Raw genomic sequence first — 26,201 nt, 5'->3', positions numbered from 1 at the left:
GGCTATTGCTGCGTATTTACCGAAATGTTTCTGCCAGCGCATACGCCTGTGCGGCCCGCTAGTTGGGCTGTCTTTACAACCGAGCGCCTAGCCTTTTTCCGTCTTACAGCAGCGCAAGTTGCAGCCAGAATAAGCTGGAGCGCAAGCTTTCGTAACCAGAATGTCGTTTCTTGCCAAGTATGGCAGAACCAGAGAATATAAACAGTGAAGAGCAGCTAAAACAGCTGCTGTGGAGCCCACACGATGACAACCACCTAAAGCAATTCACCTTCAAGGATGGGAGCGTCTGGATGATCTACACGGTCAAAGAAAACCCCGCAACCGATATGGCTACGGACGTTATCCGCCTGATCGGAACTTACTCGGTTAAGAACGAAAGTGGAGTAATCTATTGGCGTACTGTATGGCAGGATTTCCCGGTCACGGATTCGGGGGATGCCGCTACTATGCTGCTTCTTTTCGATCAGGAGGACGCCCAGAAATGGCGTGAGGAAAGAAAAGAGCAAGCCAACCAACCCAACTATTAATCTTTCCTAGCCGAAAAGCACTAGGCTTTCACTTACGGCCTGATACTGTCCGTAGTCTACATAATATAGGGCAGTCACGATCAATTTTGAAACTTCACTCAGTTTTAACCCAGCGCTAAAGAATTACGGGCATTGGCGACTACTAGGGGCTGAACCAAAGCTACCGGGCCTTCGCTAAGAGCTTGGATAAAGATGCTGAACGCATTAACGGTGCCCTTTCCACGATTTAGGTAGCCGTTGCTGGGTAAAGGTGCAACTGACTAGCAATGGTAGGCTGAGTTATGGCACCAAAGAAGGTATAGAGTCTCTATTAGGTAATGCAAAACAGTTAATTAATAGATTATAATTATAACACAGCTAGGCACACTAGTCATGAGAAACTCCTCTCGCCGGACGTGCGGAATACCTTTCTTGTCAGAACTCGAAGGTTTCGCAGTGCAGCACAGTGGGCTCCAATTCGAGTAAGTATTGGACGTCTTCTGGATAGTAGCGGGCCTGCTCGTATTGCTCGCCGGCAAAACGCTTGATGCTTTCGTAGCTGTCCCAACGGGTCACGGTCCAGAAGTGACAGGTATCGGCTTCCAGGCGCCGTAGCACCTGCACGCCCAGGTTCCCAGGGGTATTCTGGTAGTCGGCAATGCCGGATTCTTGTAGGTACTGCAAGTAGCTATCGGCATGGTGAGCCAGCGTGATACCGTGCCAGATTCGGGTGATGATGGTAGCCATAGGGAGGCGTAAGGCGATGAGTGGTCAATTGAACCGGATATACTAGCCGCTGGAGTGCGTTAGAGCCCAAGGAACGGCGAGAAGAAGTTTAAAAAGAAAGCTGATCCCAAAAAATGACCTTTCCCTCTTGATTGTGCACGAACTGCACACCTCCATCCTGCGAAACCACAATGGCCAGACATTCGTGTGCGGCCAGACACAGGCGGTAGGCGGCGCGGTGGCGGGTACCGCCGTGGTCGGCGGGCACGGGTTGGAGGGCCCGCGCTTCCACATCCAGCGCCCGGTATACCTGCGTCAGTGGCACTTGTGTCGCCTGGATTTCAACGCCAAAGCCCACGACATCAAGTTGCTGAGTAAGCACCAGAGCGCCGTCCACGGCTCCCATATCAGCGATATAATCGGCAAAATGGTCTACCTCGGCCGTCAGCGCCTGTAGCTCCGTATCAAGTGAGCGTTGGTAGTGCGCCCAACTTAGTTCTCCCAGTTCGAGCAAGCGTCGTACCATAGCCTGCATTAGGGTGGGGTAGCGGGAACCCGCTGCGGGGGGCAGCAGTCGATACTTCGGCCGCAGCACGCTGCCCGGCGCGGTAAGGTGCTCAACTTGGTGGGTGGGCACCAGCACCACCAGTAGCCCGTGGCCGCTGGCCCGCGACCGGGTGAGGGCGCGGCGTTGCATGTGCAGAATGAGCTGTATCATGAACTCGTCCTGCTGGGGCGTCCAGTCCAACCCGACGGCGGCCGGTCCGGCTAGCTGCTGGTTCTCAAAAAACCGCCCTTCGCCCCAGGCTCGCGGAAACTGCAAAAAGCCGTGCCCCTCAATACGCCCGCGCTGCAGCGTGAGCACGCGGTGGGCGCCGTAGTAGAACACCAGGCTTCCCGGCCCACTCAGTTGCACGAGCAATGCTTGGGGCGCGCGGGTCACTACTTGGCGCGGGCCGTCCGATACTTGGTCCCATTCGTGGCCACTGAAGAGCATGCCCCACAACTGCAAGTGCCCGGCCGCCACCTGTTCCACGACCAGCAGGCTCGTGCTATGTAGCACGGCCGGACTCAGCCGGCGCAGTTCTTGCTCGTTCCAAGCGCGCGGTACGGCGAAACGCACCATGTGAAAGTCCGTCAGCGTCACCGGTTGGGTCTCCAACTGGGTTTGCGAGGCCAACACGGCGTGGCATTCCACCCGGCGCCCTTCTTCGAAGAGCAAGCTGGCCTGGTAAAGCACTGAAATAAACTGGGTGAGGACCTTGAGGGGCGGTAATGGTTCTGCTTCGGCGGGCCAGCGCTGATGCAAGGCCAGCGCTACGTCGTGGGGATAGTAATGCAGCGTTGTCATAGAGAGCAATATACGGTCGTCCTCGGTTAGCTACGTGCGAGATCTGACGGATCTTGGAAACGACTTCGGCCGGCAAGTAGCCTATGGGCGGATGCGGACGGTAGGAGTAGTAGAACCAAAACGCCCCGGCCAGATGGTCGGGGCGTTTTGGTTCAGAATCATAACCATTACCTGTCAGACGTAGCAGGCACAAAGCAGCAAGCGTGTCGAGCAAAGGTCCTACTTTCTTGGGCCGAATACAGCGAAGGCATGCTCCGCCTGGTCTAGATTAAGCGGCTGGTCGGTTGGCTGCACGGCGGCATCTTGAGAGGAAGCACGAACAGGCAGAAAAGAGATATCGAGAATCTCGGCGCAGACCTATTCTACTACCAGCCAGCTAGTAACCGGAACTGCAAGTCGGCTTAATAATTGGCTCGCTCTTGGTCACTGTGGTAGAGCTGTCCGTCGCCGAGGGCCAGGATTTCGGTGGTGTTGCGCTGGTGCTCGACCTCGATATAGGGCACATGAGTAGGGGAGGGCTCCCCTTTGCACAGCTAGGTGGGGGCAAGAATTCTCAGCGAAAATTTCCTGCTTGATTAGGTAGTTAAAGGAGGCGCTGCGCTCAGGCTATTGCGGTAGTTGTTATAAATCTTGGCCTCGATGCCGCGCTTGCTTTGTTCTGTTAAAAAAGCCGTGATGTGAGCCAGGTTCAGAAATTCGAGAGGCAGCGTGGTAAAGACTTGCTTTCGTGAATTTTGCACAGCGCCACCTCATAGAAGGCGATACCCACACCGGCCTGCGACAATCGATATACCAGCGCTTGGTCAGGTCGCCATCCGCATCGAAAAGCCGGGGCTCATACTCGGGCGAAAATATGGTGTTGTGATAAAAAAAACACTACAAACAAAAAACGGCCTCTCCGCACTGGAAAGGCCGTTTTTTGTTTGTAGCGGGGACGAGAGTTGAACTCGTGACCTCAGGGTTATGAATCCTGTGCTCTAACCAACTGAGCTACCCCGCCGAGTTTTTGGTGCCGCAAAGGTAGCAACTATATTTGTTTCGGTGCAAACGTCTCCTTGAAAAAAACCCGTGTATATTGCTCCTGTCCGGCATTCCTCGGTTGTCGGGAAAATTAATTTTAGTCTGCCCTGTTATGCCCCTTTCCGCTACCCGTCGCAAACACCGCTTCACGGTCGAATTTCCTATCAACGCGTCTCCCAAAATTCTGTATCCCTACTTGGCATCAGCTTCGGGCCTGTCACAATGGTTTTGTCAGGACGTGAGAATCGATGAAGATCACCGCTTCAATTTCATCTGGGACAATCAACCTCATTATGCTGAGATGAACTCGCACCGCACCAATCGTTCCGTGCGTTTCGTGTTTCTTGATGGTAATAAGCGCCTTACTCCTGATGCAAATTTTCTGGATTTTAGTCTAGAAGAATCACAACTCACCCAAGAAGTATACCTGCGGGTAATGGATTATTCGGAAGAAACCGACGAGGAGGAATTGCAGGAAATGTGGGAAGGATTAGCCCAGAAATTACGGGAACAGGTGGGGGGCTAATCGGGGTTTGTACTTACGAACATGAGCACACGCGAAACACCTAGTATCTTCGTTGTCCCGCTGCTCTTTCAAGGAACGATCCTGCGTTGGGAACGTTCGTAGCGTAAGTATGAAAAAACTCGATAAGTTGATTCTACGGGCCTTTGCTGGGCCGTTTCTTCTCACGTTTGCGGTAGTAGAATTTATTCTGCTCACCCAGTACATGCTCAAGTACCTCGACGACTTGGTTGGCAAAGACCTGGGCTTCGACATTATTGGCCAGCTACTATTCTTTTTTAGCGTGCTGATGGTACCCGTTGCGTTGCCGCTCGCCGTGCTCCTTTCGTCTTTAATGACGTTTGGTACGCTCGGCGAGCACCACGAGCTAACGGCTATTAAAACTTCTGGCATCTCGCTGACGCGCATTTTGCGGCCAGTATTGCTTACAAGTTTACTGTTAGCTGGGTTTGCGTTTTGGTTCAATAATGCCATTGTACCCAAGGCCAATTTAAAGGCCTATAGTCTACTTTGGGATTTGCGTCAGCAGAAGCTGGCCCTTGATATTCGGCCAGGCGTGTTTTATAACGGTATTCCGGGCTACACGATTAAGGTCAACGATAAGCTCGGTGAGGACGGAGATATCCTGATGGGGGTCATGATCTACGACCACACGCAGGGCTCGGGCAGCATGCGGGTGATTTTGGCTGACTCGGGCCGAATGTTTACTCGTTTCGGGGGACAGTATTTGGGGGTAGAATTATTCCGCGGTCAGAATTACGTGGAGCAGCCCGATGCCAGTAGCCGCTCAGGCGCCAGCTTTTTTCGGCAGGCCTTCAGCCGCAGCATGATTACATTTCCACTGGCCTCCTTCGACCTTGCTCGTACCAAGGAGGAACTCTTCTCTGACAACAAGATGATGAAGAACGTGGGCCAACTCGAGCACTTTGTCGACTCCTTGCAAAACCGGTTGCGGGCCGAGCAACGACTGGTACCACGCATGGTGTCGCCCTACTACACGTATTTGCGCTTCGACACCACCGGTCGGGCTGCTAACCGCCGGGTAGAGCAGTGGCAAGTGCCGGCCACTAAACTGCCCGTGGTAAGTGTAAGTACGCTGGAACAAGCTACCAACCGCGCCCGCAACGTGCGCGCCTTTGCGGGTAGCACGGGCGAGCGACTGGCGAATCTGGCAAAGGAGTCCAGCAACTACCGCATCGAGGTCTACCGCAAGTTCGTGCAGTCGTTTGCTATTCTCTTGATGTTTCTGATTGGGGCACCATTGGGGGCCATTATCAAAAAAGGCGGCCTAGGGGTTCCCATTCTGGTTTCCATCCTCTTTTTTATCATTTATTATATTTTCTCGATCATCGGAGAAAAATATGGCCGGGAAGGAGTAATGTCGGTTGGCTTTGGGATGTGGATGTCCACTATGATCTTGTTGCCTTTCGGCCTCTTCTTTTTGTACCAAGCCCGCAACGATGCGGGTCTTTGGGAGTGGAACCTGTGGGACAAGTTGCCTGCCAAAATACGCTGGCCCTTCCGCGGCTATAAGCGGAGCGTATAGCCGAGCTTCCAATGCTCAACCCCAGTTTTGTTGTTGGCGAACTCGCTCTAATGTTGCAGCAAGGCAGCAATCTATAAGCGGAAACGAGCAATCCGTAACTAATTTTCGTACCTTTGCGGCCACCCCGAGGTGCGGGGTGATACTTTCTTTTCATTTTTATATCCAAGACGGGGCAACCTATCTGCCGATGAAACTCACTACCGAAGCAAAACAGGCCATTTTCGAGAAAAACAGCCTGCAAAAAGTGGCCACCGACACCGGTTCGGCCGAAGCGCAAATTGCGTTGTTCACGCACCGCATTACGCACCTCACGGAGCACTTGAAGGTTAACAAGAAGGATTTCTCGACCCGCCTGGGTTTGTTGAAACTTGTTGGTAAGCGTCGTCGGATGTTGGACTACCTCCAGCACCGCGAAATCAACCGCTACCGTGCCATCATCAAGGAGTTGGGTATTCGTAAGTAGCCCGCCCCACTGGAGCAGGGAGCCTTTTTTAATCGAAAGGTTCCCTGCTCTTTTTTATTCCGTCGGGTACCTTTTCCTTGCCTCGGCTGTTATCTTCCAGAGAGTAATTCTTAGAGCAAAGCAGGGCCGCTCCAGGCCCTGTTTTTTCGGCTGCTCGCCCGCTGTCGCTTCCAAGCAAAATAGATGATGCCCAACTACAACGCGGTTACCAAACATATTACCCTGCCGGATGGCCGGCAAATTTCCATTGAAACCGGCAAGCTGGCCAAGTTCGCCGACGGCGCTGTGGTGGTGCGTCTCGGGGATGCCATGCTGCTGGCTACGGTGGTATCGCAGCCGAGCGCGCGCGGCGACGTAGACTTTTTGCCATTGTCAGTTGATTACCAGGAGAAATTTGGTGGTGCCGGTAAAATTCCCGGTTCGTTCCAGCGCCGGGAAGGCCGCCTCTCCGACTACGAAATCTTGGTGTGCCGCATTGTGGATCGCATCCTGCGCCCGATGTTCCCCAAGGATTATCACTACGAGGTACAAGTACTTATTTCACTGATTTCAGCCGATAAAGACGTGCAGCCTGATGCGCTAGCGGCCTTGGCTGCTTCGGCCGCCCTATCAGTTTCCGATATTCCCTTTGCCGGTCCTATTTCCGAAGTACGGGTTGCTCGTATCGACGGTAAGCTGCAAATCAACCCCAAGACCACTGACATTGCGCGCGCCGACATCGACCTGATTGTGGGCGCCACGGCTACTTCGGTGGCTATGGTGGAAGGCGAGATGAATGAAGTGAGCGAAGAGGAAATGGTGGAAGCCATAGCCTACGCCCACGAAGCCATCAAGGAGCAGTGCCGTGTACAGAGCGAACTAGCTGCCGAAATCGAGAAGTCGCACGTTAAGCGCGAGTATCCTAAGTACGAGGAAAACGAGGAACTAAAGCAGCGTATCACCGAAGCTGTTTATTTGAAAGCGTACGAAGTGGCTAAGTCGGGTAACACCAGCAAAGCCGGCCGGAAAACTTCGTTCGGGGCCATCAAGAAGCCGCTGCTGGAAGAACTACTGGCTCAGAATCCGGAGTTGGACCAGAAAATGTTCGGCCGCTATTATGGTTCAGCCGAGAAAAAAGGCATTCGCGATATGATGATCAAGGAGCGCACGCGCCTCGATGGTCGCCAGCTCACGGAAATTCGCCCTATCTGGTCGGAGGTGAACTACCTGCCCGGCGCGCACGGCTCGGCTCTGTTTACTCGCGGCGAAACGCAGTCGTTGACTACGGTAGCGTTGGGTACCAAGCTCGACGAGCAGATCATTGATTCGGCCATGCAATCGGGGTACAGCAAGTTTATGCTGCACTACAACTTCCCGGCTTTCTCGACCGGTGAAGTAAAACCAAACCGGGGTCCTGGCCGCCGCGAAATCGGACACGGCAACCTGGCCATGCGTTCCTTGAAGCGGGTATTGCCCTCAGAAGACGAAAATCCCTACACCATTCGTATCGTGTCGGACATTCTGGAGTCGAATGGCTCCTCGTCCATGGCCACAGTATGTGCGGGCTCGCTGGCGCTGATGGATGCGGGCATCAAGGTGCGGGCAGCTGTTTCGGGCATTGCCATGGGCTTAGTGCAAGACAAAGAAACCGGTGAGTACGCAGTATTGAGCGACATTCTCGGCGACGAAGATCACCTCGGCGACATGGACTTCAAAGTAACGGGCACCGAAAAAGGCATCGTGGCTTGCCAGATGGACATCAAAATCCAGGGTTTGAGCAGCGAAATCATGACGGCCGCTTTGCATCAAGCTCGTGAGGGTCGGTTGCATATCCTTGCCGAGATGGCCAAAACCATCAACACTCCCGCTGCCGACTTGAAGCCGCACACGCCCCGCTCGCACAAAATGCTCATCGATAAAGAGTATATCGGGGCAGTTATCGGACCCGGCGGCAAGGTTATCCAGCAGATTCAGAAGGATACCAACGCTACGGTTATCATCGAAGAGAAAGATGAGAAAGGCCATGTGAGCATCTACGCTTCCAACAAGGAAGACATGCAGGCTGCTATCAGCCGGATCCAGGCCATTGCCGCTACGCCCGAAGTAGGTGAAACCTACAAAGGCAAAGTACGCAGCATTCAGCCCTATGGTGCTTTCGTAGAGATTATGCCGGGCAAAGATGGCCTGCTGCACATCTCGGAAGTATCGCACGAGCGTCTGTCGGCGCTGGAAGGCGTGCTGGAGGTAGGGCAGGAGATAGACGTGAAACTGCTCGACATCGACAAGAAAACGGGTAAGTACCGCTTGTCGCGCAAGGTTCTTTTGCCGAAGCCAGAACGGGCAACCGAACAGAACGGTACGGTTCAATAATAAACCGTCGAACTTTCGCGGGTATCGCTACGTTGCTAACAACTAGCTGATACCCGCAGAAAGGGTTTTCAGATGCTTATTAATTTCAGAAATACATACTTCTCGCGCCCGCAATGAGACAGTTAAAAATCAGCAAGCAGATTACCAATCGCGAAAGCCAGTCGCTGGATAAATACCTCCAGGAAATTGGTAAAGTGGATCTGCTCACGCCCGATGAGGAGGTGACGCTGGCGCAACGCATCAAGGAAGGTGACCAGCAAGCGCTGGAAAAGCTAACTAAAGCCAACCTGCGTTTCGTGGTATCGGTAGCTAAGCAATATCAGAATCAGGGTTTGTCGCTGGGTGATTTGATCAATGAGGGTAACCTTGGCTTGATCAAAGCCGCTAAGCGTTTCGACGAAACCCGCGGATTTAAGTTTATTTCTTATGCGGTTTGGTGGATTCGTCAGTCTATTCTGCAAGCTCTAGCTGAGCAGTCTCGTATTGTGCGCTTGCCGTTGAATCGGGTGGGTTCGCTCAATAAGATCAGCAAGTCATTTTCAGAGTTAGAGCAAAAATTCGAGCGGGAGCCTTCGCCCGAAGAAATTGCCGAAGTACTGGAACTGACCACTTCGGAAGTAGTGGACACCCTGAAGATTTCAGGTCGTCACGTATCCGTGGACGCGCCGTTTGTGCAAGGCGAGGAAAACCGGCTGCTCGACGTGCTTGAAAATGAGGACGAAGAGTCGCCGGACACCGGCCTGATGAACGATTCGCTTCGCAAGGAAGTGCAGCGCGCGTTGAGCACGCTCACCAAGCGCGAAGCCGATGTAATTACGCTCTATTTCGGTCTCAACGGCGAGCACTCGCTCACTCTAGAAGAAATCGGGGAGAAGTTCAACCTTACTCGCGAGCGGGTTCGTCAGATCAAAGAAAAGGCAATCCGGCGTTTGCGCCATACTTCACGTTCGAAAGCACTGAAGCCTTATTTGGGGTAGATATTTTACCCCATTTCCTGAAAACCCCGACCCTAGAGTTGGGGTTTTTTGTTGTAGGATTAAGCGAACATAACTTTCTGACATACGCGAAATTTAGTGCTAGCTCCACGTGTTGTAGCAGCAAATAGCTGCTGCTCGACAGAACAGAGTGCCACTTTGTTGTACTCACTTACCTTTGCTATCCAAATTCATTTTTTCACGGCGCAAGCGTAAGCGTGTGCTACTTCACTTTCATGGAGAATAACACCCCGGAACACATAAAGTGTTTGATTATTGGCTCCGGCCCAGCGGGCTATACAGCTGCAATTTATGCTGCTCGTGCCAACTTGGCGCCCGTGATGTATCAGGGCCTACAACCTGGCGGCCAGCTTACAATTACCAACGACGTTGAAAATTTTCCTGGTTATCCGGATGGCGTAATGGGCCCCGAAATGATGGCAGACTTGCAAAAGCAAGCCGCTCGTTTCGGCACGGATATCCGCTACGGCATCGCTACGGCCGTAGACTTTTCGAGCCATCCGCATAAAGTAACAATCGACGAAAAAGTAGAGCTAACGGCCGACACGGTCATTATTGCCACCGGAGCTTCGGCTAAGTGGCTGGGCTTACCTTCCGAAATGCGTCTCAATGGCATGGGCGTATCGGCCTGCGCTGTGTGCGACGGGTTTTTCTACCGGGGCAAGGATGTAGCTATTGTTGGCGCCGGTGATACTGCTGCTGAGGAGGCTACGTACCTGGCCAACCTGTGCAATAAGGTGTACATGATTGTGCGGAAAGGAGAGATGCGCGCCTCGAAAATCATGCAGAAGCGCGTCATCGACAACCCCAAGATCGAGGTGTTGTGGAACACCGTGACCGAGGAAATCCTGGGTGAGCACGCCGTAGATGGAGCCCGCGTAAAAAATGCGCTGACGCATGAAACGCGCGACCTAAATGTAGAGGGCTTCTTCGTAGCCATCGGCCACGAGCCCAACTCCAAAATATTTCAGCCTTATTTGCACCACGACGAGCAAGGCTACTTGAAAACCCTCCCTGGCACTGCCAAAACCAATGTGGATGGCGTGTTTGCCTGTGGCGACGTGCAAGACTACACCTACCGCCAAGCTATTACGGCGGCTGGTTCGGGCTGCATGGCTGCCTTGGATGCGGAGCGCTATTTAGCGGCCCTCGGCGACCATTAAGCGAATTGGTGAAATAGGGAAGTGGTGAGTGACGTTCTGTGCCCAACTAGAACAGCACACTCACCACTTCCCTGTTTCGCCAACTCCCTTTCTCACCATTTCATCGTTTTTGCTCTTGCTGAATTTTTTGAAACACGGGTTGCTGCCGCTGTTACTGATCGGGCTGTTCCTTGGCTTGCCCGGCCACTTGCAGGCGCAGCGTCGTCCGGTGCCCAATCCGAAAGCGAAAGCGGGTGCCCCGGCTAAGCGAAGTGACTTTTTTCGCCTTAAGTCGCCTACCATCCGCTACGTACGCCCCGATACCACTATCCTAATCGAAACCGAGGAGTTGCCCGACGACGCTTCCGACGCGGCAAAATCTATCTTTTTCAACCCGGCCAAGAAGCTTTCCATTGTCAGCGAAGATACGTCGTCGTTGAACGAAGGCGAACAGCGCATTGTGGAAGTGAAAGAGGAAGTGAAAATAGATTCGTCCTGGATTCAGGTAGCTGGCTATTATGCTATTTGGGACACTCACAACATCAATCCCTACCGCGTAGACGGCCGTCGCATTCGGGATACCTTGAACCTGAAACTGACGGAGCCGGAAAAGCAGCGTTACGCCAAAATGCCCTTGGTGAAAACGCCTATGACGTCGGATTTTGGATTTCGAGGCTACCGCTGGCACTACGGCGTGGATTTGGATTTGGAAACGGGCGACTCGGTGAAAGCGGCTTTCGACGGGGTGGTGCGCATCAGTAAGTGGGACGGTTCTGGCTACGGCAATTACCTGCTCGTGCGCCACTACAATGGTATCGAGACGCTGTACGGGCACTTGCAAAAGGCGCTCGTGGCACCCGGCACGTTTGTGAAAGCCGGGCAGATGATCGGCTACGGCGGTAGCACTGGCCGCAGCACTGGTTCGCACTTGCATTTCGAGGTTCGCTACGAAGGCAACCCCATTGATCCGGAGCGGATGTACGACTTTCCGGACTACCGACTTATCAAGGACAATTTCCAGATCACCTCGGCGCTATTCAACTACTACAGCAAGTCGCTGAAGTACCGGGGCGGTAGTGTGCCGGGAGCAGCCACGCGCAGTAGCAGCCGGGGCCGTCCAACGGCGGCCCGGCGGGTTGTCACGCACAAGGTTCGTAGCGGCGATACCCTATCGGAAATTGCCGATAAGTATGGTGTGTCACAGGCACAACTGCGGCGGTTGAACGGGGGCACAGCCGTGCTCCGCATCGGTCGGTCATTGCGAGTTAAATAGTGGCTTCGTGTCCGCATAAGCAGATGGGTGGTCGTTCAGGAGCACAAGCTATTTGAACAACCAGCCATCTGCTTATGCCGCCCTTCATTTATTTAAGTACATGAAATTAGATGTCTTGGCCCTGGGGGCGCATCCCGACGACGTGGAAATGTCGGCTTCTGGCACGCTGGCGGCAGCAGTGGCAGCAGGTAAGAAAGTGGGAGTAGTCGATTTGACGCGCGGAGAGTTGGGCACGCGTGGTACCCCGGCTATTCGGGCGCAAGAAGCCGAGGCAGCCAGCCGCATTCTAGGCTTAAGTGCCCGCGAAAACTTAGGCTTGCCCGACGGCTTCTTCCGCAACGACCGGGAACACCAATTGCCCGTCATCGCGGCCATCCGCCGCTACCAGCCCGAGGTGGTACTCTGCAACGCTATCCACGACCGGCACCCGGACCACGGCCGCGGTTCCCAACTGGTTTCAGAATCGTGCTTTCTAGCCGGCCTGCGTATGGTAGAAACCCTAAACCACGATGGCCAGCCTCAAGCGCCTTGGCGACCCAAGCATGTGTACCACTACATCCAAGACCGCCAGATTCCCGCTGATTTCGTGGTTGACATCACGGCGCATTGGCCCAAGAAGTGGGACTCGCTCCTGGCCTACCAAACGCAGTTTTTCAATCCTAACAGCAAGGAGCCGGCGACCTACTTATCGAGCGAAGAATTCAGCAAGTTCATGGAAGCCCGCGCCCGCGAATTCGGCCACTTGATAGGCGTCGAGTTCGGGGAAGGCTTCACCCGTGAGCGGACGCTAGGCGTGCGGCAGGTGACGGATTTTATCTAACGCGTCTTATCACAGGCAACGGCATCCCCGTACGAAAAAGAGAAGCCCGGCTAACATAGCCGGGCTTCTCTTTTAGTGGAAATTTCTACCGAACCCCCAGCCGGTTCCGCTTCCAGGCGGAAGCCGTAGTGGCCGGAGCATCTGACGGGGCTACTACGGACGGTTTCCTGTCGGTCATCAGCATGGCTCCTAGCACGGCGGCTACCTTCGCCATATCCTCCGTCAGTGGGACGGGCTTAAGTGCATCGGGAGGAAAATGGTCGCGGATGAAGTTGGTGTCGAAGTTGCCGCTCACGAAAGCAGGGTGTTCGAGCACGTAGCGGCCGAAGGCTAGCGTGGTTTCGATGCCAGTAATCTGGTACTCGGCAATGGCGCGGAGCATGCGCGCTATGGCCTCCTGCCGGTCTTTGCCGAATGTGACCAGCTTGGCAATCATGGGGTCGTAGTAGATCGGTATCTCCATGCCTTGCTCGAAACCATCATCGACGCGGACGCCGGGGCCCTGGGGACGCACGTAGGTGGTAAGGGTCCCGATATCGGGCAGGAAATTGTTCTGCGGATCTTCGGCGTACACGCGCAGTTCCAAGGCGTGGCCGGTAATAGTCAGGTCGGCTTGCGTGAAGCTCAGCGGCTCACCCTGGGCCACCTTAATTTGCTCTTTCACCAAGTCGAGGCCCGTAATCTGTTCGGTGACGGGGTGCTCCACCTGGAGGCGGGTGTTCATTTCCAGGAAGTAGAAGTTCTTGTTTTCATCGAGCAAAAACTCCACGGTGCCCGCGCCGGTGTAGTCGCAAGCGCGGGCCACATCGACGGCGCACTTGCCCATAGCGGCGCGCAGTTCGGGCGTGAGCACCGAGGATGGCGCTTCTTCAATAACCTTCTGGTGGCGGCGCTGAATGCTGCATTCCCGCTCGAATAAGTGCACAATGTTGCCGTGCTCGTCGCCGAGCACCTGAATTTCAATGTGACGCGGACCGGTTACAAACTTCTCTATGAAGACGGAACCGTCGCCAAAGGCAGATGTAGCTTCTGATACGGCCAGTTGCATCTGCTCTTCAAACTCGGTAGCGCCATTCACAATGCGCATGCCCTTGCCGCCGCCGCCGGCCGAGGCCTTAATTAGAATAGGAAAGCCAACCTCCGACGCAATGCGCTTGGCCTCTTCCACGTTGCTGATGGCTTCGTCGGTGCCGGGCACCAGCGGGATGTTGTAGGCTTTCACGGCCTGCTTGGCCGAGAGCTTGTCGCCCATGATGTTCATTGCCTCGGGCGAAGGACCCACGAAAATAAGTCCGGCCTCGGTAACCATGCGGGCAAACTCGGCATTTTCGCTTAGAAAGCCGTAACCCGGATGAATGGCGTCAACTCCTAACTGCTGGCATACTTCCATGATCTTGTCGCCGCGCAAGTAGCTTTGAGCGGAGGCGGGTGGGCCTAAGCATACGGCTTCGTCGGCGTAGCGTACGTGCAAGGCATTGCGGTCGGCTTCGGAATAAATAGCTACTGTTTGGATGCCCATTTCGCGGGCTGAGCGCAGTACGCGCAACGCAATTTCACCCCGATTGGCAACGAGCAGCTTGGTTATTTTTTTCATTGAGAGTGGTGGGAACGACAGAAAGGAAAGGCCCGTAGTGCTTCAGTAAACGGACGCGGAAGGAAGCAGAGTAGTCTATCATTCAAAGAAACGCCTTTCCAATGGCTCCGTAAAACGTCTAAGTTGATTAATTGAAGAAGAATAAGGATCAGAAGCCATTCGTTAAGCGGCTAGTTTTACCAGATTGCCATAACTTTGTACATTATCCGAGGGTTAAGTGCAATCTTAACTTTTCGTTTTCCTTTTTCACTTTTAACCTGTTCCCTCGTGGATCTTTTCGAAAAGATTGCCGCGAACCGCGGCCCCCTGGGCAGCCACTCGCATTACGCGCACGGCTATTTTACTTTTCCCAAACTGGAAGGCGAAATCAAGCCCCGCATGATTTTTCGCGGCAAAGAGGTGCTTACCTGGAGCCTTAACAATTATTTGGGGTTGGCTAACCACCCGGAAGTGCGCAAAGCTGATGCCGATGGGGCCGCCGAATACGGCATGGCCCTGCCGATGGGAGCCCGCATGATGTCTGGTAATTCCAACCTGCACGAGCAGTTGGAAAGTGAGCTAGCCGATTTCGTCCAGAAGCCCGAGTGCATGCTTCTCAACTTCGGTTACCAGGGCGTGGTGAGTATCATCGATGCGATGGTGAACCGCCACGACGTGATTGTGTACGACGCCGAGTCTCATGCTTGCATCATCGATGGAGTGCGCCTGCACCAAGGCAAGCGGTTTGTGTACCCGCACAACGATATGGCTAGCCTGGAAAAGCAACTTCAGCGGGCCAAGCGCATCATCGACGAAACCGGGGGGGGGATTCTCGTTATTACGGAGGGCGTATTTGGCATGTCCGGCAACATGGGCAACCTGCGCGGAGTAATCGAATTGAAGGATAAATACGAGTTCCGATTGTTTGTTGATGATGCTCATGGTTTCGGCACAATGGGCGCAACAGGGGCCGGAACGGGTGAAGAACAGGGTGTGCAGGACGGCATAGACCTTTATTTTTCGACGTTTGCCAAGTCTATGGCTAGCATTGGAGCCTTCGTGGCGGGCCCTGAGAACGTAATTGAATATTTGCGCTATAATATGCGTAGCCAGATTTTCGCCAAGAGCCTGCCCATGCCGCTTGTAGTGGGGGCAATTAAGCGTTTGGAATTGCTTCGTACGCGTCCGGAGCTGAAAGAGAACCTCTGGACCATAGTACGGGCCTTGCAAAGCGGTTTGCGCGAGAAAGGCTTTAATATTGGCACCACCCAATCGCCGGTGACGCCAGTGCTGCTACAAGGTCAAATTCCTGACGCTACGCAAATAACCTTCGATTTACGCGAGAATTACGGTATTTTCTGCTCTATCGTAGTTTATCCGGTGGTGCCAAAGGGCGTGATTATGATACGCCTTATCCCGACGGCGGCCCACACGCTTGATGATGTGGCGCAGACCATTAAGGCGTTCGAAAAGGTGGCTGAAAAGCTCAACAAAGGGCTTTATTCCAAGGCAGAGGTGCCCGCAGGACTCTAGCTCTAACAATTGCTAATTTTTTTAGGGGTCGCAAATCCGCCAGGGTTTCGACCCCTTTTTATTGTACTATAATAATAAAGGCAGAGGCGAATACCGGTTAAAAGGCTAGGTAACTAAGGCTAAAATGTGCCTCTCAAGCAACGTAGGCGGTTTTAGAAAAAAAGTTGCGCTATTGCTTGTATTTGAAATCCCTGTATATTAGGCCCCTACAAACCCATTGTTTCATTCCTCTCAACCCCATCAAACATGAGCAATTTTAGCCAACTCAAGGACCTCGTACTGGGTCTGGAAAGCGACTTCGAGAAATTCTATGACAAGAAAAACTCTGCCGCTGGTACGCGCGTTCGGAAAGGCATGCAGGAACTAAAGAATCTAGCGCAGAGCATCCGTACGGAAGTGCAGAACGCCAAAAACAGCGCCACTGATGCTCCGGCCGCTAGTGCTAAGGCCGCTCCCGCTGCTAAGAAGGCTGCTCCCGCTGCTGCCAAGAAAGCCGCTCCCGCTAAAAAGAAGTAAGCACAAGACAAACGAATGCTACGGCTTTCGTAGCGTTTGGAATGCAAAAGGCCCCGTCGGTATTCGACAGGGCCTTTTTTGTGGCGGTTGATAGTAGCGTACTATACTAGCTTGATTAGAAAGTAATTTTTTTTGCCTTTCTGGGCTACAAAGTACTTGTTTACTAAAAGCGGAATGACGGATGCCATTTGGTCTACTGTCACTTTCACGCGGTTCAAACTCACACCACCGCCTTTGATCATATTCTTGGCTTCTCCTTTTGAAGGAAAAATAACCCCATTCGTTGTTTCGCTTAGTAGCGTTACCACGTTCAGATCGGCAAGCAAGGCAAGAGGCACTTCCACCTGAGGTACACCCGCAAATACATCCAATAAAGTAGTTTCATCAAGGCTGCTTAACTCGCCACTACCGAACAGAACTTGCGAAGCGGCCAGGGCCGCCTCGAAAGCCTCCTCGGAATGCACCCGAATGGTTACATCCTTGGCTAGCGCCTTTTGGAGAACCCGCAAATTGGGCGCCTGGGCATGCTCGGCTTCTAGCGCTTCAATTTGTTCCTGAGTGAACAGCGTGAACACCCGGATGAGGCGCGGGACGTCGGCGTCGGTAGCGTTGAGGAAAAACTGGTAGAACTGGTAGGGCGAAGTCATGGTGGGGTCGAGCCACACGTTGCCGCCTTCTGTCTTGCCGAATTTCGAGCCGTCGGCTTTGGTGATGAGCGGCGTAGTAAGGGCGTAGGCGCGGGCTTCACTGCCAGCCAGACGCCGAATCAGTTCGGTGCCGGTTGTGATGTTGCCCCACTGGTCGGAGCCGCCCATTTGCAGGGTGCAGTTGAGGGCGCGGTAGAGGTGAAGGAAGTCGTAGCCTTGCAGCAGTTGGTAGCTGAACTCGGTGAACGAGAGGCCATCAGCGCGTTGCTCGGGGCTATCTGCCTCCATAGTGCCCAAGCGCCGTTTCACCGAGTCTTTGGCCATCATATAGTTTACGGTGAGGTGCTTGCCTACCTCGCGCAAAAACTCTAAAAAGCCAAACTCCTTGAACCAGTCATAGTTGTTGACGACCACCGCCGCCGTGGGGCCCGGCGTGAAGTCCAGAAACTTCTCGAGTTGCGCTTTGATTCCTTCTTGATTGCGCCGCAGCGTATCCTCGTCCAGCAAATTCCGCTCGGCTGATTTGCCGGATGGGTCACCAATCATACCGGTGGCGCCGCCTACCAGCGCGACCGGCCGGTGTCCGGCCCGCTGCAAATGCACCAGCAGCATAATGGTAGCCAAGCTGCCAATGTGCAGCGACACGCCCGTCGGATCGAAGCCGATATAGCCGGAAACGGGCTGTTGTGCAGCTAAATGTTCGGCGGTGCCGGGCATGGCATCGTGTAGCATACCACGCCAGCGGAGTTCGGAAAGTAAATCCAATGAGTGAGGAGTAATGAGTGAATGAGTGAATGGTCGGAGACGATAAACTCACGAAGCTTTTTGTTGGACAAAGGTAAAAGATGCAATGGTACCTTTGTTTAGGAAGGTGAGGCAGTCGTCTATTCAGGGGATACTTCACTTATTTATTCATCTTTTTACTTTATGCAGTGACTCTTTCCGCCGACGAGGTCCTCAAGCAAGTCCAGCAGCGGCAGTTTGCGCCCGTGTATTTTCTGCAAGGAGAGGAACCCTACTATATCGACCTGGTAGCCGACATGCTGGAAAAAAGCGTGTTGCAAGAGCACGAAAAGGGATTCAACCAAGTGGTGCTCTATGGCAAGGATGCTGATGTGGCCACCATTTTAGGCCAAGCCAAGCGCTTCCCCATGATGGCCGAACGGTCGGTGGTGCTGGTGAAAGAAGCGCAAGCCATCGTGGATCTAGAGGCCGAAAAGGCGTGGCCGTTTCTGGAGGCCTACTTAAAGAATCCGCTGCAAAGCACGGTGCTGGTGTTTTGCTATAAGCATAAGATGCTGGATGCGCGCAAAAAGCTAGGCAAGCTGCTTACCGGCGACAAGAAAGAGCCTAGCCCGCCCGGCACGGTTCTGATGACCAGCAAAAAGCTCTACGACAACCAGGTGGCGGGTTGGCTTACAGGCTACTTGCGCAGCAAGCAGCGTACCATCACACCGCAGGCTACCGCTATGCTTTCGGAATATATCGGGGCGGAACTAGGTCGGCTTACCAATGAGGTGGATAAGATGACACTCAACTTGGCCCCAAACCAGCCCATTGATGAGGACCTAGTGCAGCGCATGGTGGGCATTAGCAAGGAGTACAACATCTTCGAACTGCAAAGCGCCCTCATTCGCCGCGACGTGCTGAAAGCTAACCGCATCTTACTTTACTTCGAAGCCAACCCGAAAGCCAATCCGCTTATCCCGAACCTGACGCTGCTCTTCAACTATTTCTCCCGGTTGCTGGCGTTGCATCAACTACCTAACCCCACCGAGGCCGATTGGAACCGTTTGAATCTGCGCAGTGCTTTTGCCCGCAAAGATTATCAGACCGGCCTTAAAGTATTTTCCTTCGAGCGAACCCGCGCTATTGTGCACCTCATCCGCCGTGCCGATGCCCAAAGCAAAGGCATTGATAGTGGTTCGATGACGGATGGTGAGATTCTGCGAGAACTAATTTGGCTGGTGTTGCACCCCGTGCCGCTACAAGCAGTGACAGGAGGGTAGCCAACCTGTAAATACAATAGTATAGCTAGCAAGTACTTATCCATCTGCCGAGAGTTGGCCGTAAGGAAATGTTGCAATTCGAGACTAAAAAATAAGCGTATTGTACTAGTCACAGGCGAATTGAACTTTGCCTTTTCTACAGGCTCTACTCCACTTATGTTTGTGTTGCCTAACTATATCGTCTATTGTCATGCACTTGATTCAACCTACTTCTATGCTGGCACCAGTCACAACTCAGACAGTGTCGCTCCCGCTCGTAGCACTCGCCTTGCTGCTCACAAAAACAGGTGTGCCCACCGTGTCAAACTCGCAAATGCCACGCTTAGGATTGGCTGCATAAGAGTTCAACTACCTGCCATTTATCAGTGACTGTCGCCAGGACCATCCAGCTTCAGTAAGCTACTGCCTGGGGTAGTTCGAGGAGGTATAGGGGATTGAAAAGTTAAGGCTGTTTGAGTACGATAAACAACTGGTATGTTTATTGCAAAATGCCTCGGTAAAATAATGTTATGACCGAGACTGAAGTGTCTTTCCGTGCCGCTCTGCACGAAGAAAAGTTTTCCACAGCTGCCGTTTTACTTTCTCAGCTGGTAGAAGCTCGTTATGAGCAGAGCTGTCATTTAACCCCTGTTCAAATTTTGCGCTTGCAGGTGGGCTGTCAACAGCTATTGGTGCAGCGCCCTGAAGTGGGAGCAGCAGCTCTGATCCAGGCTGCTTACAACTATTTGCCTTCGTAGTAAGGTTAAGTACAGTTTTTCGTGTCAGAGCAGCGTGTTTTCCACCGGGCCTCGGCGCGCTTTTTTTGCTTGGTACTAGAGATTTATCTTCCTGGTATAGCCTGCCTAATTGATGCGTTTGTGGTGCGCACCTTGGGATAGATAGTGTTCTTCGCCATTGCCGATACTGCTCGCATTGCAGCATTTGGTCTAGTAACTAACACCTTAAGGTCTTCTGTTGGATGAGCGTCCTGCCAACCAAGACCGAGATGGCTAACTCTCGCGTTTTCGCGCAAGCTGTCCTGCATTTTCAAAGAGAACCATCTGCTACTGTTGAGTTGTCTTCCCATTAGGGCAACTAGCGACGGGCATTTATGGTTGGCAAGCTTTTATAAAAAGCCCCTATTTTATCTTCTGCCCTGTATTCTGCGTAAAAGAGTACTCGAGGTACAAGTGTTTGGCTTGTCGAGCCCGCGCCACGCGGGGCGGAACTCCTCGGTTGTAGTTCAGGTTTATAGCTGACTTACATAAGCCGACAAATAGGTAGTTGCCCACTTTCTTCTTGCTTATGCATCATCTCATCTACAGCAGTTCTGCTACTTATCTGTTTTCCGATACCGAATTACAGGCTCTCCTCGCCAAGGCTCGCTCACGCAACGAACAGTACAACGTTACAGGAGTGCTACTTTATCATGAGGGACAGTTTATGCAGTTGCTTGAGGGAGAGGCGGAAGCAGTTCATTCCTTGTACAGCATAATTGCACAAGACTCCCGCCACACCGGCATTTTAAAACTTGCCGACAAACCTATAAGCGCACGCAGCTTTCCTGAATGGGCCATGGCATTCCGGCCGGTTGAAACGGAAGCATTCGCGCAGGTAACAGGTTACCAGCAACCCGCTAATCTAAACCTTGCTCCTCAAGGCCTGAGCGCTGCCGACGTGATGCTGCTAAGTTTGATGCATAAGTATATGCTCTCACCAGAAGAGTAACCCGGTTTGCTGGAGGTAAACTATCGGCCTTCGAAATACATTAATCACACAGGGTAGGCAGTTCCGGTTGGCGGGCAAATTGAAACAAAGTGGTGAGCTGCGACTGCGTCACCCGGTCCGTGGACAAGGATAAGCCATGAATTTCCTCTTCCCGAAACCAGCGGCCACCCGCCGTTTCGGGCGTATCGGTGAGCAAATTGCCGCCTGTTATTTCGCAGAGCACAAACGCCTTGTACACGTACCAGGGCTGAGGCGGGTGCGGATGGTTCTTTTTGTCGAAGAGAGCCAATAAGCGGCGGGCCTGCACGTGGTAGCCGGTTTCTTCGTGGGCTTCCTTTACGGCCACTTCAAAGGGCGTGTAGCCCACGTCGGCCCAGCCACCGGGTAAGGTCCAGTTGTTGGCATCCACCTTCTCCTGCACCAGCAAGATTTCCTTGGTGCCCCGAAACAAAACGGCCCGTACATCTACCTTAGGCGTCTGATAACCAGCCTCGGAAGCAAATAACCGCGTGATCTTCTCCAGCGGCTCGTTGTCGGCTGATAGCTCCCGCAGGAGCTGCACGCTGATGGCGCGAATTTCTTCGTACCGCTCTACGTCGTAAGCATTTTGGGTGTAAGCGAGGCCAGCTTGGGCCAGGGCTTGCAGGCGTTGGGTATGATGAAGAAGGGTAGTAGCAGTCATAAGCTAGATTGACGAAAAGCAAGGCTGCAAGTTAGAAGCCGGCAGATTTGGCAGGGGTAATTTATATCTTGGCAGCATAGAAAGAAGTGTATTCTCTCTTATTTGTTGGTCGAAAGCCGCCATTCACCAGATGCAACTCCTCGATATCATTGCCATGTCACTACAAGAAACCTTTCTTGTCGGCCACCTCGAAGGTCCCGTGAAGCCCGGCCCGTGGGAATTGCAAGTGAACGGCGCTACCGTGGCTACGCTGGACATAACGGGTGAAGCGCAGATTGAGGCCGGCCGCAAGGGCAAGCTGGCGCCACCGCGCGTGCTCGTGTGCCGCGGCCCAGTGGATAAAAGTAAGTTGGATTTTACGCGCGACGAAGTGTTGTTGACGCGGAAGGAGTAGGATGAATTGCTTTTCAACTAAGCATGAAGCACTATCTGCTATTACTCGCCTTGAGCCTGCTTGCCCAAAGTAGCGTTGCGCAGACAACAGCGTGTGGCTGTGCGCAGGATTTCGACTTTGTGGTAAGCTACCTGGAGCGAAACCTGCCAGCTTATCGACACGATGTCACCACTCGAAGCTAGCCACGCTACAACCGCTTCAAGCAGGAGTTGCGGCGAGACGCTGTGCGGGCTAGCAGTCAGCGGCAGTGCTTGCCAGTGCTTGATGCGTACGTCGAGTTCTTTCGGGACCAACACACTTCCATTTCGGGGGCGGAGAGGCCCAATGTAAATCCACAGGATACTGCGGCTGTTGTCAGGTTCCAGCGCAGCGCGGCTTACCAGGACGCCGAAGTTGTCGGTTTAGTTAAGCAGGGCAAGTTACCGTTAGCGGCCATTGAGGGGCAGTACCAAACGGCCGACAGCACCTACCTGATTCAGATACAGCCCGCGCGCACTAAATTCCGGGATTATGTAGGGGTAATAGTAGCGTCGCGGACTCCGCTGTGGAAAGTGGGACAGGTGAAGCTGGAGCTTCAGCGCAAGTTGAATAAACAAAGCTACCGGGTTATTCAGTATCAGCGCAATCATGCGCCAACGATAGTGGATGAGGTGCAAGTGGGGCAAGGCAACCTGAAGGGCACTAGTTGGCGCAAAATAGGGGCGCCGCCAACTTCCCAGTTGCTAGGACCCGAGAAGCATCCCGTTTTCCGGCAGCTTACCGGTGCTACTACCTATCTGCGCATTCCCTCGTTTGGAGGCCAGCGGCAAGCCCAACTGGATTCGGTGTATCGGCAGGTGAGGGCGGGAGGTAGGCAGGGCAAGAATCTGCTCATTGACGTGCGCGGCAACGGCGGTGGCTCCGACGACAATGTAGAACCGTTGTTGCCTCTGCTGTTAACTTCTGCTTTCCAAGACGACTTGCTGGAAGAGTACTACGTGACGCCCGATAATATCGAGCGGCTAACGGAATATTACCGGGGAATGCAAAAAGATTCAGCGAATTACGGGGCGGTGGCATTGGGGAAGATGCGCACCAAGCTGCGCTGGCTGCAGCAGGCGCCCGAGGGCCAGTTTCTGGCTGATCCGGCGGTGGCGCACCGCACGTTTGCGGCTACTCCGGCGACCTGGCCGGCGCGGGTTGTCATTCTATACGACAGAGGTTGTGCCAGCTCCTGCGAAACCTTGTTGTTTTGGGCCAGGCATTCCACGAAAACCTTGCTGCTCGGCGAAAACTCCGGTGGGTATGTAGGCTACGGAAACATATTCACGATAGCCACTCCCTGTTACCAATTCAATTTGGCCAGTACGACGTTGCGCTTGCCCAATCAGTTGCAATATGAAGTAACCGGAGTGCCCCCGGCCATCCGCCTATCCCCGAACGAGGATTGGCTTCAGCAAGCCGTGCGGATTGTCGAGCAACAGACTGCGGAGCTACATTAGTTTACACCAAACTGACCTTTCAGGGCGTTACGCTAGCGAAAAGGCCTTTCTGGCGGCAACCCGGCCGAACTTTTCGCTACTTTTGGCTATTCCGGCCCAACAGGCCGCTTCCCGTAACGCCGAGCAATGAAGTTTATACCCCGGATTGCGCTGGCCGCCACCCTCAGCGCCACTGCCCCGCTCGCCGTCCAGGCGCAGCAAACTCAGGTGTTCGCCAACGACGAGCGCCATTTTCAAGAAGGCCTCGAACTCTTCGACCGGGGCAAGTATGGCGCCGCCCAACAGGCTTTCCAGCGCTACACCGAGCTTACTCAGCGCCGCACCGGCGAACTGGCCGCCGGCCGTACCATCGACGCGGAGTACTACTACGCCGTGGCCGGCCTCTACCTGTTTCATCCCGATGCCGAAGACCGGATTCTAGCGTTTGCGGCGCAGAACCCGGCTCACCCCAAGGCCGCCGTGGCTTTTTTCGAGTTAGGCAAGTTCTACTTCGACAAGAAGGATTATGCCAAAGCCACTGATTACTTGCAACGGGTAGGCGCCGACAATCTCTCGGGCGAGCAGCGAGCCGAAGCCGAGTTTAAGCTAGGCTACAGCTATTTTGCCCAGAAAGAATTCGACAAGGCCAAGCTGCAATTCGACCGCAACAAACAAGGGCAGCACGAGTTCCGCTACGCCAGTTCCTACTATGCCGGCTACCTGGCTTACCGCGCCGGCGACTTCGCGGGGGCCCGCAAGGACTTGGCCGTGGCCGAGCAAAACGACGCTTACCGCCCCGTGGTGCCGGCCGTAATGAGCCAAATTTATTACAAGGAAGGCGACTTCGACGGCTTGATTGATTACGGCACCAAAGCCCTGGCCCAGACCCCGCCCCCGCAAAGCGCCGACGAAATCCAACTGCTGGTAGGCGATGCTTATTATCAGAAGAAAGATTTCAAAACCGCCGCCACGTATTTCAACAAGTATGCAGCTGGCCGCAAGAAGATAGAGCCCGCGGTGCAATACAAAATCGGGTACGCCAACTACAAGCAAGGCGACTTCAAAGGCGCCATCGGCAGCCTGAAGACCGTAGCTGCCCGCCGCGACTCGCTCGGGCAAAACGCCGCGTACCACTTGGGCTTGAGTTACCTGCAAACCAACCAGAAGCAGCTCGCCTCGAACTCGTTTGACGCGGCCCGCCGGCTAGGCTACGACCGCACCATCAGCGAAAACGCGGCGCTCAAGTACGCGCAGATTCAATATGAATTAGGCAATACGCCGGAGGTGATTGCGGCCCTGAAAGACTTCAACAAGAAGTTCCCGCGCTCGAAAAATCAGGCAGTGGCCGACGATATCCTGAGTGAGAGTTTCCTGAACTCCTCTGACTACGCGCAGGCCCTCAACTACTTGGATAACCTCGACGAGCGGAGCAACAAACTGAACGCCACCTACCAGCGCGTCGCTTACTTGCAAGCTGCTACCCTCTACAACAACGCCCGTTACTCCGATGCGCTGCCGCTGCTCGACAAGAGCCTGAAGTACCCTCAGGATGATGCGCTGCGCGCCGCGGCCCAGGTGCTGAAAGGTGAAATCTACAGCGTTGGACAGCAGTACCAGCCTGCCATTACGGCCTACACCGCCGCAGCCCGTGCGGCGCGGCAGGGGGGCGTAGACGCCAGCGAAAAAGATTTCGAGCAGAAAGCCCGCTACGGCCTCGGCTACGCCTACTACAACACCCAGCAGTACGACCGGGCCCGGCCGCAGTTCCAGGCTTGGCTGAACGACCCAGTCGCCAAGCCCGCCAACCCCAATTACTACGACGTAACCCTGCGCCTGGCCGACACTTACTATGTGGCCAAAAACTACCAGCAGGCCCTCGACCTCTACAACAAAGTAATTACGGCCAACGCCTCCGATAAAGATTACGCCTACTACCAGAAGAGCGTAACGCTCGGGCTGATGGGCCGCCGCGACGAAGCCGCCAGCACCCTGAGCACCCTACTGAAAACCACGCCCAACTCGCGCTACGCCGACGACGCCGTGTACCAGCAAGCCCAGCTCGACTTTGAAGCCGGTAGCTTTCAGCAGGCGGCCGATGGTTTCACCAAGCTGATTACCAACCGCCCGAATTCCACCCTGATTCCGCAGGCGTTGCAGAAGCGGGGCGTAGCCTATGCCAACCTAGAACAGCACGAAAAAGCCGTGGCCGATTTCAAGCAGGTGCTTAGCGCCTACCCGCGTACCAAGGCGGCCAGCAGTGCCATCTACAGCTTACAGGAGAGTTTGTCGGCTCTCGGACGCACCGAGGAATTCGACCAATACCTAGCGCAATTCAAGCAGCAAAACCCGGACAATAAGGCCACGGAAAGCGTGGAGTTTGAAGCGGCTAAATCGTTGTATCTCGCTGAGAAATACGTCCAAGCTATTCCGCGCCTGGAGTCTTACTTGAAGCAGTACCCCGACAATACGCTGGCGGCGGATGGGCGCTATTTCCTGGCCGATGCGTTGTTGAAAACCGATAAGAAAGCCGAGGCGCTGCCTAAGCTGAAAGCGGTAGTAGAAGAAGGCAAGTCGGAGTTTGTGAACCGCGCCGTGGGCCGGGTGGCGGAACTGGAGTTTGAAAACAAGAACTATCCCGAAGCCATCAAATACTACAGCCGCCTGCGGGAAGTGTCGCAGAACAAGCGCGAAGTTGCCAATGCCGGCTTAGGATTAATGAAGAGCTACTACGAGAGTGCCGACTACGAAGGCACCCGCCGGGTAGCCGCGGAGTTGCAAACCCAGGCCGCCTCGCCGGCTGCTACCAATGCCGCGCTCCTTTACCTCGGCAAAGCCAGCCTTAAAGCCGGCAACCTCGATCAGGCCATAACCGAGCTGAACACTGCCGCCACTACGGCCGCTGCCGACGACAACGGGCCGGAGGCGCTCTACCTCTTAGCCAACATCGAAGTCCACGAGAAGAAGTA

Annotated in this window: 22 protein-coding genes, 1 tRNA gene and 1 pseudogene; 17 read left to right on the top strand and 7 right to left on the bottom strand. The window is 54.0% G+C overall.

The window, feature by feature from the left end; all coding sequences use genetic code 11:
• Positions 1-179: 179 nt before the first annotated feature.
• Positions 180-527 carry a hypothetical protein gene (locus ACFE7X_RS12635; RefSeq protein ID WP_375436031.1) on the top strand — a complete coding sequence of 116 codons (348 nt, stop codon included), beginning with the start codon at positions 180-182 and terminating at the stop codon, positions 525-527.
• Positions 528-941: 414 nt separating this feature from the next.
• Here the strand turns inward: ACFE7X_RS12635 and ACFE7X_RS12630 are convergent, their stop codons facing one another.
• From ACFE7X_RS12630 to ACFE7X_RS12615, 4 genes are all read right to left on the bottom strand, one after another.
• Positions 942-1,253 (bottom strand): antibiotic biosynthesis monooxygenase, encoded by a 312-nt coding sequence (locus tag ACFE7X_RS12630; protein WP_375436030.1) that lies wholly within the window; start codon positions 1,251-1,253, stop codon positions 942-944.
• 88 nt (positions 1,254-1,341) lie between these two features.
• A complete protein-coding gene (locus ACFE7X_RS12625; RefSeq protein WP_375436029.1) occupies positions 1,342-2,583 on the bottom strand; it encodes a putative sensor domain DACNV-containing protein in 1,242 nt (413 codons plus the stop codon).
• Between the two features lie 575 nt (positions 2,584-3,158).
• The gene (locus ACFE7X_RS12620; protein WP_375436028.1) at positions 3,159-3,323 is read right to left on the bottom strand and encodes a hypothetical protein; all 165 of its coding nucleotides are present in this window, start codon (positions 3,321-3,323) and stop codon (positions 3,159-3,161) included.
• Positions 3,324-3,509: 186 nt separating this feature from the next.
• Positions 3,510-3,583, bottom strand: a tRNA-Met gene (locus ACFE7X_RS12615).
• Positions 3,584-3,715: 132 nt separating this feature from the next.
• Here ACFE7X_RS12615 and ACFE7X_RS12610 point away from each other — a divergent pair.
• The 8 genes from ACFE7X_RS12610 (at position 3,716) to bshB1 (ending at position 12,714) form a co-directional block, all read left to right on the top strand.
• The gene (locus ACFE7X_RS12610; RefSeq protein WP_375436027.1) at positions 3,716-4,129 is read left to right on the top strand and encodes an START-like domain-containing protein; all 414 of its coding nucleotides are present in this window, start codon (positions 3,716-3,718) and stop codon (positions 4,127-4,129) included.
• Between the two features lie 109 nt (positions 4,130-4,238).
• Positions 4,239-5,672: an LptF/LptG family permease gene (locus ACFE7X_RS12605; RefSeq protein ID WP_375436026.1), complete on the top strand. Its 1,434-nt coding sequence runs from the start codon at positions 4,239-4,241 to the stop codon at positions 5,670-5,672.
• Positions 5,673-5,859: 187 nt separating this feature from the next.
• Entirely contained in the window at positions 5,860-6,135 is a 276-nt protein-coding gene (gene rpsO, locus ACFE7X_RS12600) for a 30S ribosomal protein S15 (RefSeq protein WP_022823754.1), read from the top strand.
• A gap of 186 nt (positions 6,136-6,321) precedes the next feature.
• Positions 6,322-8,484, top strand: coding sequence for a polyribonucleotide nucleotidyltransferase (gene pnp, locus ACFE7X_RS12595; RefSeq protein WP_375436074.1), 2,163 nt, complete (start codon positions 6,322-6,324; stop codon positions 8,482-8,484).
• A gap of 113 nt (positions 8,485-8,597) precedes the next feature.
• Positions 8,598-9,461 (top strand): RNA polymerase sigma factor RpoD/SigA, encoded by an 864-nt coding sequence (locus tag ACFE7X_RS12590; protein ID WP_022823752.1) that lies wholly within the window; start codon positions 8,598-8,600, stop codon positions 9,459-9,461.
• Between the two features lie 233 nt (positions 9,462-9,694).
• Positions 9,695-10,642, top strand: coding sequence for a thioredoxin-disulfide reductase (gene trxB / locus ACFE7X_RS12585; RefSeq protein WP_375436025.1), 948 nt, complete (start codon positions 9,695-9,697; stop codon positions 10,640-10,642).
• 127 nt (positions 10,643-10,769) lie between these two features.
• Complete coding sequence (locus ACFE7X_RS12580) at positions 10,770-11,894, top strand: peptidoglycan DD-metalloendopeptidase family protein (protein WP_375436024.1); 1,125 nt, start codon at positions 10,770-10,772, stop codon at positions 11,892-11,894.
• A 100-nt stretch (positions 11,895-11,994) separates the two neighbouring features.
• Entirely contained in the window at positions 11,995-12,714 is a 720-nt protein-coding gene (gene bshB1 / locus ACFE7X_RS12575) for a bacillithiol biosynthesis deacetylase BshB1 (RefSeq protein WP_375436023.1), read from the top strand.
• Between the two features lie 85 nt (positions 12,715-12,799).
• Here the strand turns inward: bshB1 and accC are convergent, their stop codons facing one another.
• Positions 12,800-14,308 carry an acetyl-CoA carboxylase biotin carboxylase subunit gene (gene accC / locus ACFE7X_RS12570; RefSeq protein ID WP_375436022.1) on the bottom strand — a complete coding sequence of 503 codons (1,509 nt, stop codon included), beginning with the start codon at positions 14,306-14,308 and terminating at the stop codon, positions 12,800-12,802.
• A gap of 267 nt (positions 14,309-14,575) precedes the next feature.
• Here accC and ACFE7X_RS12565 point away from each other — a divergent pair, with 267 nt between their 5' ends.
• Positions 14,576-15,820, top strand: a complete 1,245-nt coding sequence (locus tag ACFE7X_RS12565) for an aminotransferase class I/II-fold pyridoxal phosphate-dependent enzyme (protein ID WP_375436021.1) — start codon at positions 14,576-14,578, stop codon at positions 15,818-15,820.
• Positions 15,821-16,066: 246 nt separating this feature from the next.
• Positions 16,067-16,240: pseudogene (locus ACFE7X_RS12560) on the top strand (histone H1); the annotation flags it as partial.
• A gap of 197 nt (positions 16,241-16,437) precedes the next feature.
• On the opposite strand, the gene tyrS reads toward ACFE7X_RS12560, so the two are convergent.
• On the bottom strand, positions 16,438-17,715 hold the full coding sequence (tyrS, locus tag ACFE7X_RS12555) for a tyrosine--tRNA ligase (RefSeq protein ID WP_375436073.1): 1,278 nt from the start codon (positions 17,713-17,715) through the stop codon (positions 16,438-16,440).
• 200 nt (positions 17,716-17,915) lie between these two features.
• Here tyrS and holA point away from each other — a divergent pair, with 200 nt between their 5' ends.
• From holA to ACFE7X_RS12540, 3 genes are all read left to right on the top strand, one after another.
• The gene (gene holA, locus ACFE7X_RS12550; RefSeq protein ID WP_375436020.1) at positions 17,916-18,992 is read left to right on the top strand and encodes a DNA polymerase III subunit delta; all 1,077 of its coding nucleotides are present in this window, start codon (positions 17,916-17,918) and stop codon (positions 18,990-18,992) included.
• Positions 18,993-19,501: 509 nt separating this feature from the next.
• On the top strand, positions 19,502-19,729 hold the full coding sequence (locus tag ACFE7X_RS12545; protein WP_375436019.1) for a hypothetical protein: 228 nt from the start codon (positions 19,502-19,504) through the stop codon (positions 19,727-19,729).
• A 547-nt stretch (positions 19,730-20,276) separates the two neighbouring features.
• Entirely contained in the window at positions 20,277-20,699 is a 423-nt protein-coding gene (locus ACFE7X_RS12540; protein WP_375436018.1) for a BLUF domain-containing protein, read from the top strand.
• A gap of 40 nt (positions 20,700-20,739) precedes the next feature.
• Here ACFE7X_RS12540 and ACFE7X_RS12535 read toward each other — a convergent pair whose 3' ends face one another.
• On the bottom strand, positions 20,740-21,381 hold the full coding sequence (locus ACFE7X_RS12535; RefSeq protein ID WP_375436017.1) for an NUDIX hydrolase N-terminal domain-containing protein: 642 nt from the start codon (positions 21,379-21,381) through the stop codon (positions 20,740-20,742).
• Between the two features lie 154 nt (positions 21,382-21,535).
• Here ACFE7X_RS12535 and ACFE7X_RS12530 point away from each other — a divergent pair, with 154 nt between their 5' ends.
• The 3 genes from ACFE7X_RS12530 to ACFE7X_RS12520 form a co-directional block, all read left to right on the top strand.
• A complete protein-coding gene (locus ACFE7X_RS12530) occupies positions 21,536-21,775 on the top strand; it encodes a hypothetical protein (protein ID WP_375436016.1) in 240 nt (79 codons plus the stop codon).
• 209 nt (positions 21,776-21,984) lie between these two features.
• Positions 21,985-23,256 carry a S41 family peptidase gene (locus ACFE7X_RS12525; RefSeq protein ID WP_375436015.1) on the top strand — a complete coding sequence of 424 codons (1,272 nt, stop codon included), beginning with the start codon at positions 21,985-21,987 and terminating at the stop codon, positions 23,254-23,256.
• A gap of 126 nt (positions 23,257-23,382) precedes the next feature.
• A partial coding sequence (locus ACFE7X_RS12520) for a tetratricopeptide repeat protein (RefSeq protein ID WP_375436014.1) occupies positions 23,383-26,201 on the top strand: 2,819 nt, incomplete at its 3' end.

Source organism: uncultured Hymenobacter sp., assembly GCF_964242765.1.
Classification (GTDB): domain Bacteria; phylum Bacteroidota; class Bacteroidia; order Cytophagales; family Hymenobacteraceae; genus Hymenobacter.
The sequence above is the reverse complement of the archived record's forward strand: the minus strand, read 5'-3'. Positions and strand labels throughout refer to the sequence as shown.

Bases quoted from the DNA above. Each gene is read 5' to 3' on its own strand.
- pnp (WP_375436074.1), top strand. From the start codon at position 6,322: ATGCCCAACTACAACGCGGTTACCAAACATATTACCCTGCCGGATGGC.
- ACFE7X_RS12630 (WP_375436030.1), bottom strand. From the start codon at position 1,253: ATGGCTACCATCATCACCCGAATCTGGCACGGTATCACGCTGGCTCAC.
- tyrS (WP_375436073.1), bottom strand. From the start codon at position 17,715: ATGCTACACGATGCCATGCCCGGCACCGCCGAACATTTAGCTGCACAA.
- ACFE7X_RS12545 (WP_375436019.1), top strand. From the start codon at position 19,502: ATGACCGAGACTGAAGTGTCTTTCCGTGCCGCTCTGCACGAAGAAAAG.
- rpsO (WP_022823754.1), top strand. From the start codon at position 5,860: ATGAAACTCACTACCGAAGCAAAACAGGCCATTTTCGAGAAAAACAGC.
- ACFE7X_RS12530 (WP_375436016.1), top strand. From the start codon at position 21,536: ATGTCACTACAAGAAACCTTTCTTGTCGGCCACCTCGAAGGTCCCGTG.
- ACFE7X_RS12625 (WP_375436029.1), bottom strand. From the start codon at position 2,583: ATGACAACGCTGCATTACTATCCCCACGACGTAGCGCTGGCCTTGCAT.
- bshB1 (WP_375436023.1), top strand. From the start codon at position 11,995: ATGAAATTAGATGTCTTGGCCCTGGGGGCGCATCCCGACGACGTGGAA.
- ACFE7X_RS12540 (WP_375436018.1), top strand. From the start codon at position 20,277: ATGCATCATCTCATCTACAGCAGTTCTGCTACTTATCTGTTTTCCGAT.
- ACFE7X_RS12635 (WP_375436031.1), top strand. From the start codon at position 180: ATGGCAGAACCAGAGAATATAAACAGTGAAGAGCAGCTAAAACAGCTG.
- ACFE7X_RS12535 (WP_375436017.1), bottom strand. From the start codon at position 21,381: ATGACTGCTACTACCCTTCTTCATCATACCCAACGCCTGCAAGCCCTG.
- ACFE7X_RS12590 (WP_022823752.1), top strand. From the start codon at position 8,598: ATGAGACAGTTAAAAATCAGCAAGCAGATTACCAATCGCGAAAGCCAG.
- ACFE7X_RS12605 (WP_375436026.1), top strand. From the start codon at position 4,239: ATGAAAAAACTCGATAAGTTGATTCTACGGGCCTTTGCTGGGCCGTTT.
- trxB (WP_375436025.1), top strand. From the start codon at position 9,695: ATGGAGAATAACACCCCGGAACACATAAAGTGTTTGATTATTGGCTCC.
- ACFE7X_RS12610 (WP_375436027.1), top strand. From the start codon at position 3,716: ATGCCCCTTTCCGCTACCCGTCGCAAACACCGCTTCACGGTCGAATTT.
- accC (WP_375436022.1), bottom strand. From the start codon at position 14,308: ATGAAAAAAATAACCAAGCTGCTCGTTGCCAATCGGGGTGAAATTGCG.